The organism is Ancylomarina longa, from assembly GCF_003996985.1.
In the GTDB taxonomy this organism is placed as follows: Bacteria; Bacteroidota; Bacteroidia; order Bacteroidales; family Marinifilaceae; genus Ancylomarina_A; species Ancylomarina_A longa.
Map to the genome: position 1 here is coordinate 440,368 of NZ_RJJX01000001.1, position 14,608 is coordinate 454,975.

Here is a 14,608-nt window from a genome sequence, read left to right on the forward strand (position 1 = left end):
TTTTATCCTTCTGCATTTATTTTCTGTAAACGGACACTCACAGCATTACTGTGCGCATCTAATTGCTCCGCCTTCGCCATTATTTCAATTACAGGTCCCAGATTCTGTAATCCCTCTTTAGTAATTTTCTGAAAGGAAATATTCTTCATGAAGGACTCCAGACTCACTCCTGAATATGCCTTTGCATAACCATTGGTTGGCAATGTATGATTGGTTCCCGACGCATAATCACCAGCACTCTCAGGAGTATAATTCCCAAGAAATACAGAACCTGCATTTCTTATTCCTTTTACCAGTTTCTCCTCCTCCTTCACCGATACAATTAAATGCTCAGGACCATATTGATTACTCAAATCCAATGCTTCCTCCAGAGAACTCACTACGATAATTTTAGAATTCTTTAATGCTAAATCAGCAACTTCTTTGCGAGAGAGAACATTGATTTGCTTCTCCACTTCGACCTCCACTTTTTTTACCAAGTCAACATCCCATGTCACCAAAATCACTTGACTATCTGCACCATGTTCGGCTTGTGATAATAAATCTGCAGCCACAAATACCGGATTAGCACTATCATCTGCCAAGACCATTACTTCGGAAGGACCAGCCGGCATATCAATCGCCACACCCAGATTATTCACTCTTTGCTTTGCAGCAGTAACAAATTGATTACCCGGTCCAAATATCTTATATACGCTTGGAATAGATTCTGTCCCAAATGCCATAGCACCAATAGCTTGTACCCCACCAACCCGAAACACACGATCCACACCAACCAATTTACTAGCATATAATATCGCAGGATCAATCTTACCATCCTTGCCGGGAGGAGTGCACAGAATGATTTCCTCACATCCTGCTAATTTAGCGGGAATTCCAAGCATCAACACCGTAGAAAACAAGGGTGCACTTCCCCCCGGAACATAAAGACCTACCTTTTCAATTGGAGTGGTTTTTCTCCAACATACTACTCCAGTAGATGTTTCAACCTCCTTTGATTCCGTAAATTGTGCCTTATGAAATCTCTCAATATTCTCTGCTGCTTTGGATAATGCATCTTTTAATTCCTGACTGATTACATCTTCGGCCTCATCAATTTCCTCAACACTAACTTCTAATTGGTCTAATTTTATTCTATCGTAGAACCATGTATATTTAAAGAGTGCTTTGTCTCCGTCCTGCTTAATCTCTTTATAAATTTGATTTACCACTTCTTCCAATTCATCTTTATCGATTGATGGACGAACGAGGATCTCTTTCCAATCTTCCTTTTGGGGATAATTTATTATTTGCATTTTGTTTGATTTTTAGCGTTATAAATACGATTACAATACCATTTTTTGAATTGGTATAATTAATATTCCCTCAGCTCCATTTAATTTTAACTGATCGATCACTCCCCAAAAATCATTTTCATTTATCACAGAGTGAAGAGAACTCCATCCCTTCTCTGCCAATGGCATTACGGTTGGACTTTTCATTCCTGGTAGTACATTTATAATATCGTCAATTTTATCATTAGGAGCATTTAAAAGGATGTATTTATTGTTTTTAGCAGCTAAAACCGAACGCATTCGAAATAACAATCTATCCAGAATAGCTTTTTTAAGATCACTGATATTTTTATTAACCACCAAACAAGCTTCCGACACCAAGATCTCCTCTACTTCCTTTAGCCCATTTTTAAACAGTGTACTTCCGGAACTCACCAAATCACATATTCCATCTGCTAAACCAATATTCGGAGCTATCTCTACAGAACCAGATATCACATGGATATCGCAATCTAAATTATTAGCCTTTAAGAATTGTTGTAGCGAATTAGGATAGGAGGTAGCCAGTCTTTTACCATTAAAATATTCTATTCCCTGATAATCCACATCTTTTGGGACAGCCATTGCCAAGCGACATTTAGAAAAGCCCAGTTTTTGCAAAATTTCTAACTTTTTCTGCTTCTCTATCACAACATTTTCCCCAACAATTGCAATATCAGCAACACCATCCTTCACATATTGGGGGATATCTGAGTTTCGCAAATACAACACTTCCAACGGAAAATTAAATGCATTCGCTTTTAGCTGATCCTTTCCGTTATCAATGGAAATGCCACACTCTTTTAAAATTTTTAATGATTCTTCTTGCAGTCGCCCTGATTTTTGGACTGCAATTTTTAATTTCTCACCCATGGTTTTTAAATTTTGGTTCGCCTGAATTTAGGACATGGGCAATAAAAAACGCCCAACCTGTATCAGGCGGGCGTTAATAATGTTAGTTAGAATATCTTAAGGATAAGGCACAACATCGTCAGCTCACCGGATGGTAAGTATAATGATGATGATGTAGTGCGCTAAATTTCATTTTTTCTCTTTATGGCTACAAAGATTAAGAATTTATTTTTAGTGTGCAAATATTTCTGTTAGGTATAAAAAGCTTTATCAAATAACACCTCCTATTTCAAAATCTAAAGAAATAGAACACTAAAACAATTACTTTTAAACTAATTCGTTTTTAAAAATGGCAGGAGTTTTTTCGACTCCTTGCCCTTTTTTTTTGTAATCCTAGACCAAACCAATAAAACATTGTAAATTCAAATGAACTAATTTACGAATGAGATTAGGAACAATTTTTCTTTAAACCTTATAACAATAAAAAAAATGAAAAAACTAAATGTTTTCTTTCTGGCAAGCTTACTCTTTGCTTTAAGTATTGGACAAACCGGCTGTTATGGCCCATTTCGATTAACTAAAAATCTTCACGAATGGAATAGTACTGTTGGTGATAAATTTATTAATGCGTTAGTATTTTTTGCATTTATTGTGATACCTGTATATGAAGTTGCCGTGTTAATCGATGGTGTTGCCTTAAATACTATTGAATTCTGGACTGGAGATAATCCGGTTACCATGGGAGCAAATGATAAAGATGTTCAGATTGTAAAACAAGATGGTAAGAAATATAGAATTACGGCTACAAAAAACAAATTTCACATCGAACAATTACAAGGTCCTGATAAAGGTAAATTTGCAGATCTTATTTTTGATCCTCAAACTAAATCCTGGAATCTGAAGGATGGCAATAAAGAGCTCCAAAGACTCGTCAATTTAGACGAAGAGGCACAAGTAATTCATATTTACAAGCCCGATGGGCTAATCATTACCATCGATCAAAACAATAATAATTTAGCCGATATCCAAAAGAAAATAAATTCACCCTCGTTGCATTGGGTAATAAAATAATTCCCTCGCCCCCAAATGAAACCATTTGGGGGCTTTTTATTCTTTTATTCACGTAAAAAATTTTTTTCCCAAACTCGTTAGACTTAACTTTATTAGTATCACGACGAGCAAGGAAATATGAATAAAAAATCCCGTAAATATTCTATTGCAATTTCAGGAATTCTATTCCTCTTTTTATTTGCGTCTTTTTCTGCTTTTAGCAATAACGCTTCCAAACAAGCTCCTCTTCAAAAAATAAGACTGCAATTAAAGTACTACCACCAATTTCAATTTGCTGGATATTATGCTGCAGTACAAAAAGGTTTTTACAAGGAGGAAGGCCTCGATGTTGAATTACTCGAAGGAGGTGCCATCAACTCTATAGATTTGGTTCTTAATGGGGAAGCAGAATATGGTATTGCTGCCAATGATATACTGATTGCACGATTAAATCATAAACCCATTGTTCTGCTAGCTTACATTTTTCAATCATCTCCTTCCATTTTTTTGAGTCTTAAAGCATCGAATATTAATACGGCTCAAGACATGATTCATAAAAAAGTAATGCTACTGGATGAATATCGTGACCCTGAGCTTTTGGCTATATTCTATCAGGAAGGCATTAAACTAAAAGATATTAATCGAGTAAGAACTACTTATGACATTCAGGACTTAATTGATGGTACTACTGATGTTCTCAATGCATATTCTACGAATGAACCCTATTATTTACAAGAACATCATATCGACTATTCTGTTATAAGGCCTCAAAGTTATGGTATTAACTTTTATGGAGATGGCATTTTCACCAGCGAATCAGAAATAAAAAAACATCCTAAACGAGCAGAAGCTTTTCTTCGGGCTAGTAAAAAGGGCTGGGAATATGCAATGCAAAACACCGAGGAAATTCTTGATATACTGGAAAAGGATTACGGTGTTAACAAGACTCGTGCTCATCTTCGTTTTGAAGCGAAAGAAATTAAGAAGCTTATTATAAATGACTATGTGGAGATTGGTCATATCAATCCGGGAAGAGTAGATCATATTGCTCAAATCTGTTCTAAAATGGGTATGGTTCCCACAAATTACAATCTGGATGGATTTATTTATCAGCACGAATCATTTAAAACACCCCCTTGGTTAAAATGGTTAATATTTTCGATCACTGTAATTAGTTTAATCATAATTATCATCTCCCTATACCTCTTTTTGTTTAACCGTCAGCTTCGGGTGGCTGTAGATAAGCAAACAAAAAGCTTAAGTGAGAAGAATAAGGAACTGGAAAGAGAAATATCAGAACGGGTAAAAACAGTCATCGCCTTGCAGGCGTCTGAAAAAAAGTTTCGGGAAATGATTGAAAACCTGCCATCCGGAGCTGTTCTAGTTGAAAATAAACAGATCTTCACAAATAAAAAAGCTTTAGAAATTACAGGCTATACTAATTCTGAATTACCTGATATAGACACTTGGTTTATCCGATTATATCAAAATAGGAGGAATGAAAATTACAAAATCTACAAGGAGAATAAGGAAGATAATTTTAAGTATCCTGTAACAAATACTATTATTTGTAAAAGCGGCGAGGAAAAACAGGTGGAGTTTCATGCCTACAAATTTGATAATAAAGAAATTTGGCTCCTAAATGATATCACGGAACGAGTGAAAATACAGCAAGAACTAATTGACAGTGAAACCAAGCTAAGCACATTTATTGAAGAATCACCAAATGGTATAGTCATGTTCACCGGAGATACCAAGGTTGTTTATACCAATCCGGCATTTAACTCCTTAATGAAAATTAATTCTGACCAGAAGCAAAATCTACGAATACCTGATTTTTTTACTCCTTCGCAATATCAGGAGAATAAAACGCTTTGGGAGCGCTTGCTCGAAACAGGAAAATCGCAAGGTGAGGTATTGGTAAAAAATACAAACAAAAAAAATATCCCTGTTTATATTAGTGCCCTTAAATTAATCAGTAATGAATACCTGGCCTTTGTAATAGATATATCCAACCTTAAAAATGTAGAAAAAGAATTGATAATCGCTTTAGAAAAAGCAGAAGAAAGCGATCGATTAAAATCAGCTTTTCTCGCCAATATGAGTCATGAAATCAGAACTCCTATGAATGGAATTCTAGGATTCAGTCAACTACTACTAAGAGATGATCTTACCAAAGAGAAGAAAGAACGATATGTTGATATTTTGAACCAAAATGGAAAACAACTACTGGATATTATTAATAACATCATTGATATCTCCTACTTAGAAGTAAAACAATTAAGATTGCTGAAGTCTGAAATTTCTATCAAAAAACTTATTGCTGATTTGGATGCTCTATTTCAATTAGAAAAGAAAAAATACCATAAAAGCGATCTGAAAATAAGTTTCCATAACGAGCTTTCCGAAGACCAGGATTTGATTACCACAGATGCCGGAAAATTAAAACAAGTACTCATAAATCTAATCAATAATGCACTAAAGTTTACAACAGAAGGATATATCAGAATCAGTGTGAAGCTTGAACAAAGCAAACTTTCCTTTAAGGTAGAAGATAGCGGAATTGGCATACCATTAGCTAAGCAGAAATTTATTTTCAAACGTTTTGCTCAGGTTGAAAATATATATACTCGTCAGTTTGGTGGAGCTGGACTTGGACTACCAATATCGAAAGGGATTATTGAACTTTTAAATGGAGAAATTTTCTTCGAATCAAAAGAAGATGAAGGAACTACTTTCAAATTTTATATTCCCATTTCGAAAATTGCCAAGCAAAATAAAACGAAAGATTATCCGACGCCCAACAACTACCAATGGAATAACAAAAAGATATTATTAGTTGAAGATATGGATACCAATATTACTTTTTTCAAGGAGCTTTTACGGGATACAAATGCTGAATTAAGTATTTGCTATAATGGTCTGGAAGCCGTGAATATTTGCAATACAGATTACCGCCCGGATATCATATTAATGGACATTCAAATGCCAGAGATGAATGGGATTCAGGCGAGCATAGAAATCCGAAAACACCTGACAAGCACTCCTATTATTGCTCAAACGGCATATGCTTCGGAGGAAGACAAAGAAATGGCTCTAAAGGCCGGATGTAATGATTATTTCTCAAAACCTCTTGATGCCGACAGGTTACTTCAGAGAATGAATGAACTCCTCCTTGATCGTGACTCCAATAAATATTAATCTCTTTTTGATTCTCGCATTTTTCCAAAATTCAGTAATAATCTGACCAACTATTTTAGGAGGTGCCAAACGAGCTTGCAACAGCATTTCCCCTTCTACGGGAAGTCCATTACGAGCTCGCAACAGCCTTTACCTCTCCGGGTATTGTCAATACGAGCTCGCGACAAGCCATTCCCACCCAAGGAATTTGCCCCTGCAGCTTGCAGCAAGAAATCCCCAAGCCGGGAATTTGCCCCTGCAGCCTACGACAAGCTTTCCCCACCGCAGAATTTTGTTTCTGCAAGTTACTTCAGCATTTTCAGAAGTAAGGAATTGGGTGCCTAGTGCACATAGGAGAGTTAAGCATAGAAGAATAGCTTCTGGTAATAATATTCCGTAATAAACCGCGCAAGAAAAAGGCCTACTTACTTTGACGATGTAGAAATCCTTTTCGCTCCATTTTTCCCCATTTTCTGTTTCCCATCAGATATTCTATATTTCCCTTAACTGCAAAAAACAGATTTAGTGGATGCAATAAAAACGGTTCAAAAACGGCGGCAATCCACAAACGAAAAACATCCATTTTTCGTTCATACCGATGAAAAGTAATTTCTTCGTAGAGAATGGCGGCAGTAGAAAAGAATAGTGCAAATGTATATACAAATACAAATGTGACCAGAATAAAATTAAGACTCAGATTATTCGTGAAGTAAAGTACCAATACATAAATAATGCCCAGCAATTCAACCAAAGGAGCAAGCCATTCAAAAATAAACCAAAATGGATATCCGAGCATCCCCATAGCTCCATATCGGGTAGAGAAAAATATTCTGGAATGATCGGTAAGCGTTTCAATTGTTCCCCTGGTCCATCTACTTCTTTGTCTTCCAAAATCACCAATGCTTACGGGAGCCTCCGTCCAACATAATGGATCCGGCACATATTCAATTTTATACTTCTCACGGCTCTCCGACATAAAACGACGAATTCGAACTACCAATTCCATATCCTCCCCTATCGTGTGGGCATATCCTCCACTTTGAATCACAATATCCCGATCGAACATCCCCATAGCTCCGGAAATAATAATCAATCCATCTAACTTAGCCCAGGCAATTCTTCCCATTAAAAAGGATCTTGTATATTCCAAAACCTGCATTCTGGCTAGTAAATTCTTTGGCACACGAACCTCCGAAATCCTTCCCTTCTCTACCATGCAAGAATTGGCAATACGCACCACTCCACCAGCTGCAATCACCCTTCTATCTGTTCTTTCGAGAAATGGCTTTACCAATTTAAGAACTGCATCCGGCTCTAATATGGAATCGGCATCAATAGCCATAAAAAGTGCTTTTCCAGAAACATTAATTCCCGCATTTAAGGCATCTGCTTTCCCTCCATTTACTTTATCAACTACTATTAAATTTGGGTATGTAGGAAGACTCGATTTATAAACGCCGCGCACTTCCTGCGTAGGAATTTCCATATTAACAGCGAAATTAACCTGTTCTAACTGAAAAGCTTTTTTCAATTCCTGAAATGTAGAATCTGTACTCCCATCGTTGATGATGATAACATCAAAATTATTGTAATGAATGGTATAAATAGACTCTACATTATCTACAATTGTCTTTGCTTCGTTAAATGCAGGTACCAACACAGAAACCGAAGGAGCCAGTGGTGAATCCAAAATCACACTATAGTCAACAAAGCTATTTTTCTTCAGATAATAGTTTAAGGAAAATCCGGAAACCAGGCTCAATATTGTATAACTAAATATCAATAGAAAGGCATAGGATATGAAAATCTTATCCAAAAAATAGCTTATAAAACGTATCAGTTCATCGTAATTCATAACCTTGGATCTAATACATGATTGATAATTTTTTTCAATGTCTCATCCGCCTCCAATTCAATCTCTCTCAAACGCTTTTCTCCCCAGGCACCAAGCAAAGCAATGGACTTACAACACTCCATCCTTATTTTAAATTCAGGATTCTTCAACTCCTTTTTTAAAAATCCTATTTCCCCTTCCAGTCTTAGCTGTCCGATAGATTTTAGAATATTCAATTTATTGGGTAATTCCTCTAAAAGATACATTTCTTTTAACAGGGCAACAGCATCAATATTTTCCAATTCCACCAATGTTTTTATTACTTTTCCTTTAACCCTGTCATTGTCGTGATTAACCAGCTCCAACACTTTTGGTGTGGCTTCTTTCTGTTTTAATATTCGAATCATATCCAAACAAAACATTACCACAGAATCATTCCAATGATCCAACCATAGGTGAAACTCTGGAATTTCAATTCTTTTCTTACGGATTAAATCGAATACATTGATTTGCTCCCAAACTGTAAAAGGTTTTTCCTGAGAGTCGAGGAAAGCAAAAGGAACAAAAGGAAGCAGCTTTATCAATCCGATCTGCGATTCAATCCGCAGCACCTCATTTTTATTATTTAGAAAATCCAGTATTCGTTGATTCTCCGACTTCTCCCGCATATGGCTCAATTCCCGAATCCCTCTAATTCGTTTGTACCAGGCTCGTTTCTGTACTTTTCTTCTGGAATCAGCATCTAGCTTGATATCCTTATAAAGTTTCCGAATCTTATCACTTACCTCTTTATTTTCAGCTTTATCTATTGCCATTAAAACATCAACCATCACTCTTCGGTGGAAACGAGACTTTCTATTTTTGAGTTCCTCCATATCCTTATCCTCCAAAGCATTCATAAGATATTGAATCACATCATTCGAATATTTCTTATACAAATGCGCATATTTTCTATCCCTATAGCTTATATATACCTTTAGAAAAGCAATGGATGGCAGGAGTACCATTAAGGCTACAAAAAATAAGATGATCAGGTAAATGATCAATCGGTTTAATGCATTATAAGGCAATCGTTCAAAAATATAATTCACAACAGCTTCCAGGCGTTCGATGATAGATTGAATCCAATCAAACACTTTCAGGCTTTCCTTCGGAACAAAACCGAACAAAACCTGACTCTGAGGAATGGCTATATGTGAAATCAACCAGAACATATTAGTTTCTCTCTTCGGTATTCATTTTCAACTCCTTTTTCACGGCCTTTATTCTATGATGAACGAAAGATTTTAGCCCGGGAATAAATGCTCCCGGATCCTCCTCATCTCCTATTGTACTATGTAAATTCTGTTCAAAATCAGCATTAGAATACATTTTATTATTGTCCTGATAAACATACTTGCGTATCTTAATCGATAATTTATCTATTCGATCAACCAGCTGATTCTCCGTAAATTTATTCTCTAAAAGATGGGTGATATAATTCGAATAAAAAGTTCTGTATTTTTCGAATCCCAATAAGTAACGAACCAAAGGCATTTCTTCTCCATTATAGAGATAAAATACACTGAGGTCTTGTGCTTCTGCCAAAGTAAATTTTTTACTAAAGGCACAAAAAGCATAATTCCCGTCGTATGGAATCCATTCCAACTTCTTCGTACTGCTGTTGCTATATAAATAATAGTTGTGCGGATACAGCAGGTTGTAGGCATCCACATTCATAAATAAGCTGGTAACTGCATAAATTTTCAAACAGGCTTCTACATTGAAAATAGAATCTAATTCCGAAAATTTTCCCCCATCGTCTATGCTATACTGATTAATAGTACGTATTAAATCCTTTAAATCAGGATAAGGATTTTCCAAGTTCGATTTATTGCGATAGTCCTCCTGATATTTCAAGCTATTTTCGCCCAAATATTTTAAAGTTGCTCTCGGTTCTCCTTTAAAAAATGCCCCATCTTTATTCCCGAAATTTCGCTTCAAAAACCCTTTATTAATCTCTTCTGTCAGCACATAAAAACCCAGATGTTCTCCATTTAGATAAACATTTGCATAGGAACATCGGGGAGCTGGAAGTCCTTCTTCTCTCAAAAAATCCAAATATATTTTTTCGCGCATATAAGTTGGATCTCTGAATGCATTATTCAGATTTAGAGTTTTCAGGCCATCTACCCGCTGCTTTTTCACATACTTGCCAAAATTTATTTTAAATGACTTTTTCTTTCCCGGATAAAAATCAAAGGAAGATTCTCCTTTCATACGAACGCCACAACTATAATAATGCTTGCCATCCACTACAACATTTCCTTGTAGGTATCTTCTTATTTCAAGAGAATCACGCATTTTCTTCACCATCAAAAGAGAATCCCAGGCATTGCATTGAAGAAAATTAATCTGAATTTCATGTACGATACCATCCACAAAAATTCTCTCCCCGGCTTTCTTTTTTTCTTGTCCTTTTGGAGACTGAGAAAAACCAGTAAGCGGTAATGTAAGACAACAAAGTACTATGAGTAAAGTAAATCGCATAGGCATCTATAGTTGATAAGATAATTTTAAGGAGAAGGTTAATACATTACGCTTGACATTCACCAAATATTCTTCCCGTTCAAATCCCAGACGGAGCAGATAAGTAAGACGCTTTTCGAATAGTTGATCCTGATAAGCAAGCTTAAATTTCCTGCTATCGTATTGATAAATATTAGAATTAGAAACATTTCCTCTGGGTTCATCGGGTGAAACTCCCGAGCCCAGTTCAATACCAATATAATGTTTTGAACTGCTTAAATAACGACGCATTAACAACCAATATGATTGCGAAATATCATTATTCTTAGGGCTTAAATAGGTGCGGAATAAAAACCAATAATTCCTATAATATTTACCGATAGAACCGGTGTATATATATACGTTACTGCGGCTGCTACTTGTATCAAAATTCAAATAGCGTATTCCTGCCGAAACTTCGAAGGATGCAGGTAACTTCTGATAAAATTCGGCTCCTGCTCTGTGTTTAGGAAATAAATGATCGGGAGAATATCCATAATTCAAATACATATAATTTGATTTTGAAATTCTGGGATAAGCATCCAACTCAAATTGCTTGGCAATATTATTGGACCAAAATGTCTCTCCATCCTTAATCAAATCACCCAGGTTAACTTTTGCAAACCAGCTTCCCCATATATTTCGCCTTGATAATTGAAAAGAACTTACATGCCACCTTCGAATGTAAGGTTTGGTGAAATGCTCAAAATCGTGCTGATAAATGATTTGATATTTTCTCCGGGCAGCTTTATATTTTTGAAGAAGTTGCCTTCCTGCCTGGCTCGCAGGCTTTAGATCCAATAATTCGTTAATGGTTTGTAATGCTTTACTCTCCTCTCCATTTTGCTGAAGCAGCTGAATCTTTTGAACCAGGAACTTCTCCTCATTTGGGAAGAAAGACTGTCCATAATCACAATAAAATAATGCTTTGCTTAGATCTCCTGCCCATTTCTCCAGATCAATTATGGCAAATATGGCATCTTTATTATCAAAATCATCTTCCAAAACCTGCTGTAACTCTTTTCTGCCCTGCTGAAAATTCTTCTGCCATGCAAAAGTCCTCCCAATCAGTATTCGCGCATCAAAATAAGCTGTATTTTTTTCAAGAATCTGATAACATATCTTTCTGGCCTCTTCCCTATTCCCATCAAAGGCTAATTGCTTTGCCCGCTGAAAATCAACAGATAGACTACTGGATATAAAATCCCTGTTTTCCTGCGAGAATAACATCGTGGAACTAAGTAAAACCAAAAACACAATACTTGTAAGCCGGGTAAAAAATTTTGCCATTCTTAACAGTTTATAAATACAATTTCATTTTTATAAGGTTGCAGTTCAGCACTTCCTTAATCTACATACTTTAGCTCCCGTTTCTTGCGAGCCGATATACTATCCATCACCGTTTTCATGAACGGACGATAGAACGTCCAAAAAAACATCTTCCTGTCCTTCACCTGGTTCGGATTATAAAATGCACCACTCAACTTATCAATACCATTAAAATAGGAAGAATAAATTCCCATCGGATTATCAGAAAAATCACATGCAAAATATAAAAAATGGTACTTCTGATCGTGTTCAAAAATAGCAGGAAAGCTAGTAGGAACATGATAAGCATCCATTAGTGCTTTACCAGATTTGTTCACATCAATATGAAAGTTTGCCAAAGTATAATTTCTATCATCCGTGGTATTAATCTCGAACCAATAAGGGTAAAAAATCTTCTCCGGAACATTATACTGTAACTGCGTACTTAACTCGCTTTCCAAAATCGGAAATCGTTGATTTAAATGCGTCTTATCCTCTAATATGATGATGTGTTCCTTATTATCTACTAATACGATTCCACTTTTTTTAAATTTATATTCTTTCTTATAATTCTTCCGATACAAAGCCGGCAACCATTTCGGTATTTCCGGGTCAAGCAAAGTATCCAGGGTGCTATAATGCTTGCCTACCCATCCACTCCATTTCACTCCCAGCAATTGCTCTGTCTGGTGCCGAAGCACTGCTGATGTTGGGGAAGCAAAAAGATTAAATTCTGCAATAATAGTTTTACCTCTCCTTTTCAATTCTCGCAATAAATTAAAATCCCCAGCTTGTAATCCACCATACAAAAGACTTATGGTATCTTTCCCATAGTCGGGATGATCCTTCCAATTCGAATTATAAATACCGTAAGTATCTGCAAAATAGACCACATCCAACGAATCCGCAATATTTTTCAAATCCTCCTTCTTATAAACGGAAAGGTCATTTATGGTATAAGTGCCATCAGAATGTGGATGGAATCCAACAAAGTCAGTTGCAAAATCATAGATCTCGCCATTCGATTTCACCCACCGATCTTGATTGGCTACCCAAAAGAAAGAAAGGTGTTCCGAATAAGTTGAATTTGGTGCAGTCTTATCAATCACCAAAAGGTTAATATGATTTCTATCCTCTAATTTCCAGCTTAGCCAGGAAAATACAGGAATTAGTAAAAGAAGTAGAATGAATATGCGTAGCAATTTCCACATTTGCCTATTTTTAATTAAAATTACCTATCATTCCCCTTTTTAACGGTAATAAAGTCAATTAAGTTTTATTTTTTTGATCGGTAATTTGAAATGATAGATCTATAACCTGTTTTTCCATATAACTAGATTCGTTAAGTCAGAAAATTTTGTCTGTTTTAATGCTTAAACGACTGATTTAATTTATTAAAGACATAAATTAATCCATGAGAAATAGAATTCATTGTCGTCAAACAGTCTGAATTTAAAACGCCTAATTACATCTAAATAATTACTAGAATATGTTACAAAAAGAAAGCAAAAAATTAGTAGTCTTATGGACAAGTGGAGATCGAGAGATTGCCTTAAAGATGGTTTATCCCTACACCTATAATTCTATCAAAATGAATTGGTGGGAAGAAGTTACTTTTATTATTTGGGGATCGTCTACAAAATTACTGAGCGAAGACACTGAATTGCAAGCCTATATTGCCAGAATGAAAGAGATTGGAATACGGCTGGAGACATGTAAGTTCTGTGCCGATTCCTATGGCGTATCCGATATTCTGGACAAGTTAGGAATTGAAGTAAAATATATGGGGGAACCTCTCACCGAATATCTACAGAACGACTATAAAGTAATCACTTTCTAACACCCCTTATCATGTTGAATAGTTCTATTTATGAGTTCCTTTTAGAATTAAGAGAAAACAATAATCGCGATTGGTTTCATGCCAACAAATCTAAATACGATCAGGCTAAAAAAGATTTTGAGCTTTTTATTGATTTAAGCATCGCACAAATTAAAGATATTGATCCGGACATAGCAGGACTGAATGCAAAGGACTGTATTTTCAGGATATTTAGAGATGTACGTTTTTCCAATGATAAGCGACCTTACAAAACCAATTTTGGTGCCTTTCTTGCCAAGGGAGGAAGAAAAGGAAGGTATGGAGGATATTATATCCATATAGAACCGGAAGAGTGTTTTTTAGGTGGTGGCTGTTATATGCCTGCACCAGCTGTTTTAAAAAAAATACGAGAGGAAATATTCCATAATCCGGAGACTTTTAAGTCAATCATTGAAGATCCGGACTTTAAAAGTAACTATCCCGAACTCTATGGAGACAAATTAAAAACGGCACCACGAGGATTCCCCAAGGATTTCAAGGACATCGATTTGCTAAATTACAAGAGCTATGCCGTTGGTAAAAAAGTGCCGGATGCTATCGTTACTTCGTCACAATTTCCAACAGAAATCGATCAAGCCTTTAAAGCATTATATCCATTAAATCATTTTTTGAACGATATTATCCTGGATCTGTAAATGTAAATCT

11 protein-coding genes are annotated in these 14,608 nt (G+C 35.9%); 4 read left to right on the plus strand and 7 right to left on the minus strand.

Annotated features, from left to right (window positions below; genetic code table 11):
- Positions 1-2: 2 nt before the first annotated feature.
- Both hisD and hisG read right to left on the minus strand, forming a co-directional pair.
- Entirely contained in the window at positions 3-1,295 is a 1,293-nt protein-coding gene (gene hisD / locus DLK05_RS01730) for a histidinol dehydrogenase (protein ID WP_127342246.1), read from the minus strand.
- 30 nt (positions 1,296-1,325) lie between these two features.
- A complete protein-coding gene (gene hisG / locus DLK05_RS01735; protein WP_127342247.1) occupies positions 1,326-2,186 on the minus strand; it encodes an ATP phosphoribosyltransferase in 861 nt (286 codons plus the stop codon).
- Between the two features lie 468 nt (positions 2,187-2,654).
- Between hisG and DLK05_RS01740 the strand changes: the two genes are divergently transcribed.
- Positions 2,655-3,236: a DUF3332 domain-containing protein gene (locus DLK05_RS01740; RefSeq protein ID WP_127342248.1), complete on the plus strand. Its 582-nt coding sequence runs from the start codon at positions 2,655-2,657 to the stop codon at positions 3,234-3,236.
- 117 nt (positions 3,237-3,353) lie between these two features.
- Positions 3,354-6,416, plus strand: a complete 3,063-nt coding sequence (locus tag DLK05_RS01745; protein ID WP_127342249.1) for an ABC transporter substrate-binding protein — start codon at positions 3,354-3,356, stop codon at positions 6,414-6,416.
- A 400-nt stretch (positions 6,417-6,816) separates the two neighbouring features.
- Here the strand turns inward: DLK05_RS01745 and DLK05_RS01750 are convergent, their stop codons facing one another.
- Genes DLK05_RS01750 through DLK05_RS01770 form a run of 5 tightly spaced genes read right to left on the minus strand, consistent with a single transcriptional unit; the run spans position 6,817 to position 13,295 of the window.
- Positions 6,817-8,250 (minus strand): glycosyltransferase family 2 protein, encoded by a 1,434-nt coding sequence (locus DLK05_RS01750; RefSeq protein WP_127342250.1) that lies wholly within the window; start codon positions 8,248-8,250, stop codon positions 6,817-6,819.
- The gene (locus DLK05_RS01755) at positions 8,247-9,434 is read right to left on the minus strand and encodes a HEAT repeat domain-containing protein (RefSeq protein ID WP_127342251.1); all 1,188 of its coding nucleotides are present in this window, start codon (positions 9,432-9,434) and stop codon (positions 8,247-8,249) included. The genes DLK05_RS01750 and DLK05_RS01755 overlap by 4 nt, the downstream gene beginning before the upstream one ends.
- A 10-nt stretch (positions 9,435-9,444) precedes the next feature.
- Positions 9,445-10,758, minus strand: a complete 1,314-nt coding sequence (locus tag DLK05_RS01760; protein WP_209319652.1) for a CotH kinase family protein — start codon at positions 10,756-10,758, stop codon at positions 9,445-9,447.
- A 6-nt stretch (positions 10,759-10,764) separates the two neighbouring features.
- The gene (locus DLK05_RS01765) at positions 10,765-12,066 is read right to left on the minus strand and encodes a YaiO family outer membrane beta-barrel protein (protein WP_127342253.1); all 1,302 of its coding nucleotides are present in this window, start codon (positions 12,064-12,066) and stop codon (positions 10,765-10,767) included.
- A gap of 56 nt (positions 12,067-12,122) precedes the next feature.
- Complete coding sequence (locus DLK05_RS01770; RefSeq protein ID WP_127342254.1) at positions 12,123-13,295, minus strand: hypothetical protein; 1,173 nt, start codon at positions 13,293-13,295, stop codon at positions 12,123-12,125.
- 278 nt (positions 13,296-13,573) lie between these two features.
- Here DLK05_RS01770 and DLK05_RS01775 point away from each other — a divergent pair, with 278 nt between their 5' ends.
- Both DLK05_RS01775 and DLK05_RS01780 read left to right on the plus strand, forming a co-directional pair.
- Complete coding sequence (locus DLK05_RS01775) at positions 13,574-13,924, plus strand: DsrE family protein (protein WP_127342255.1); 351 nt, start codon at positions 13,574-13,576, stop codon at positions 13,922-13,924.
- A gap of 11 nt (positions 13,925-13,935) precedes the next feature.
- Entirely contained in the window at positions 13,936-14,598 is a 663-nt protein-coding gene (locus tag DLK05_RS01780) for a DUF2461 domain-containing protein (RefSeq protein WP_127342256.1), read from the plus strand.
- Positions 14,599-14,608 lie beyond the last annotated feature (10 nt).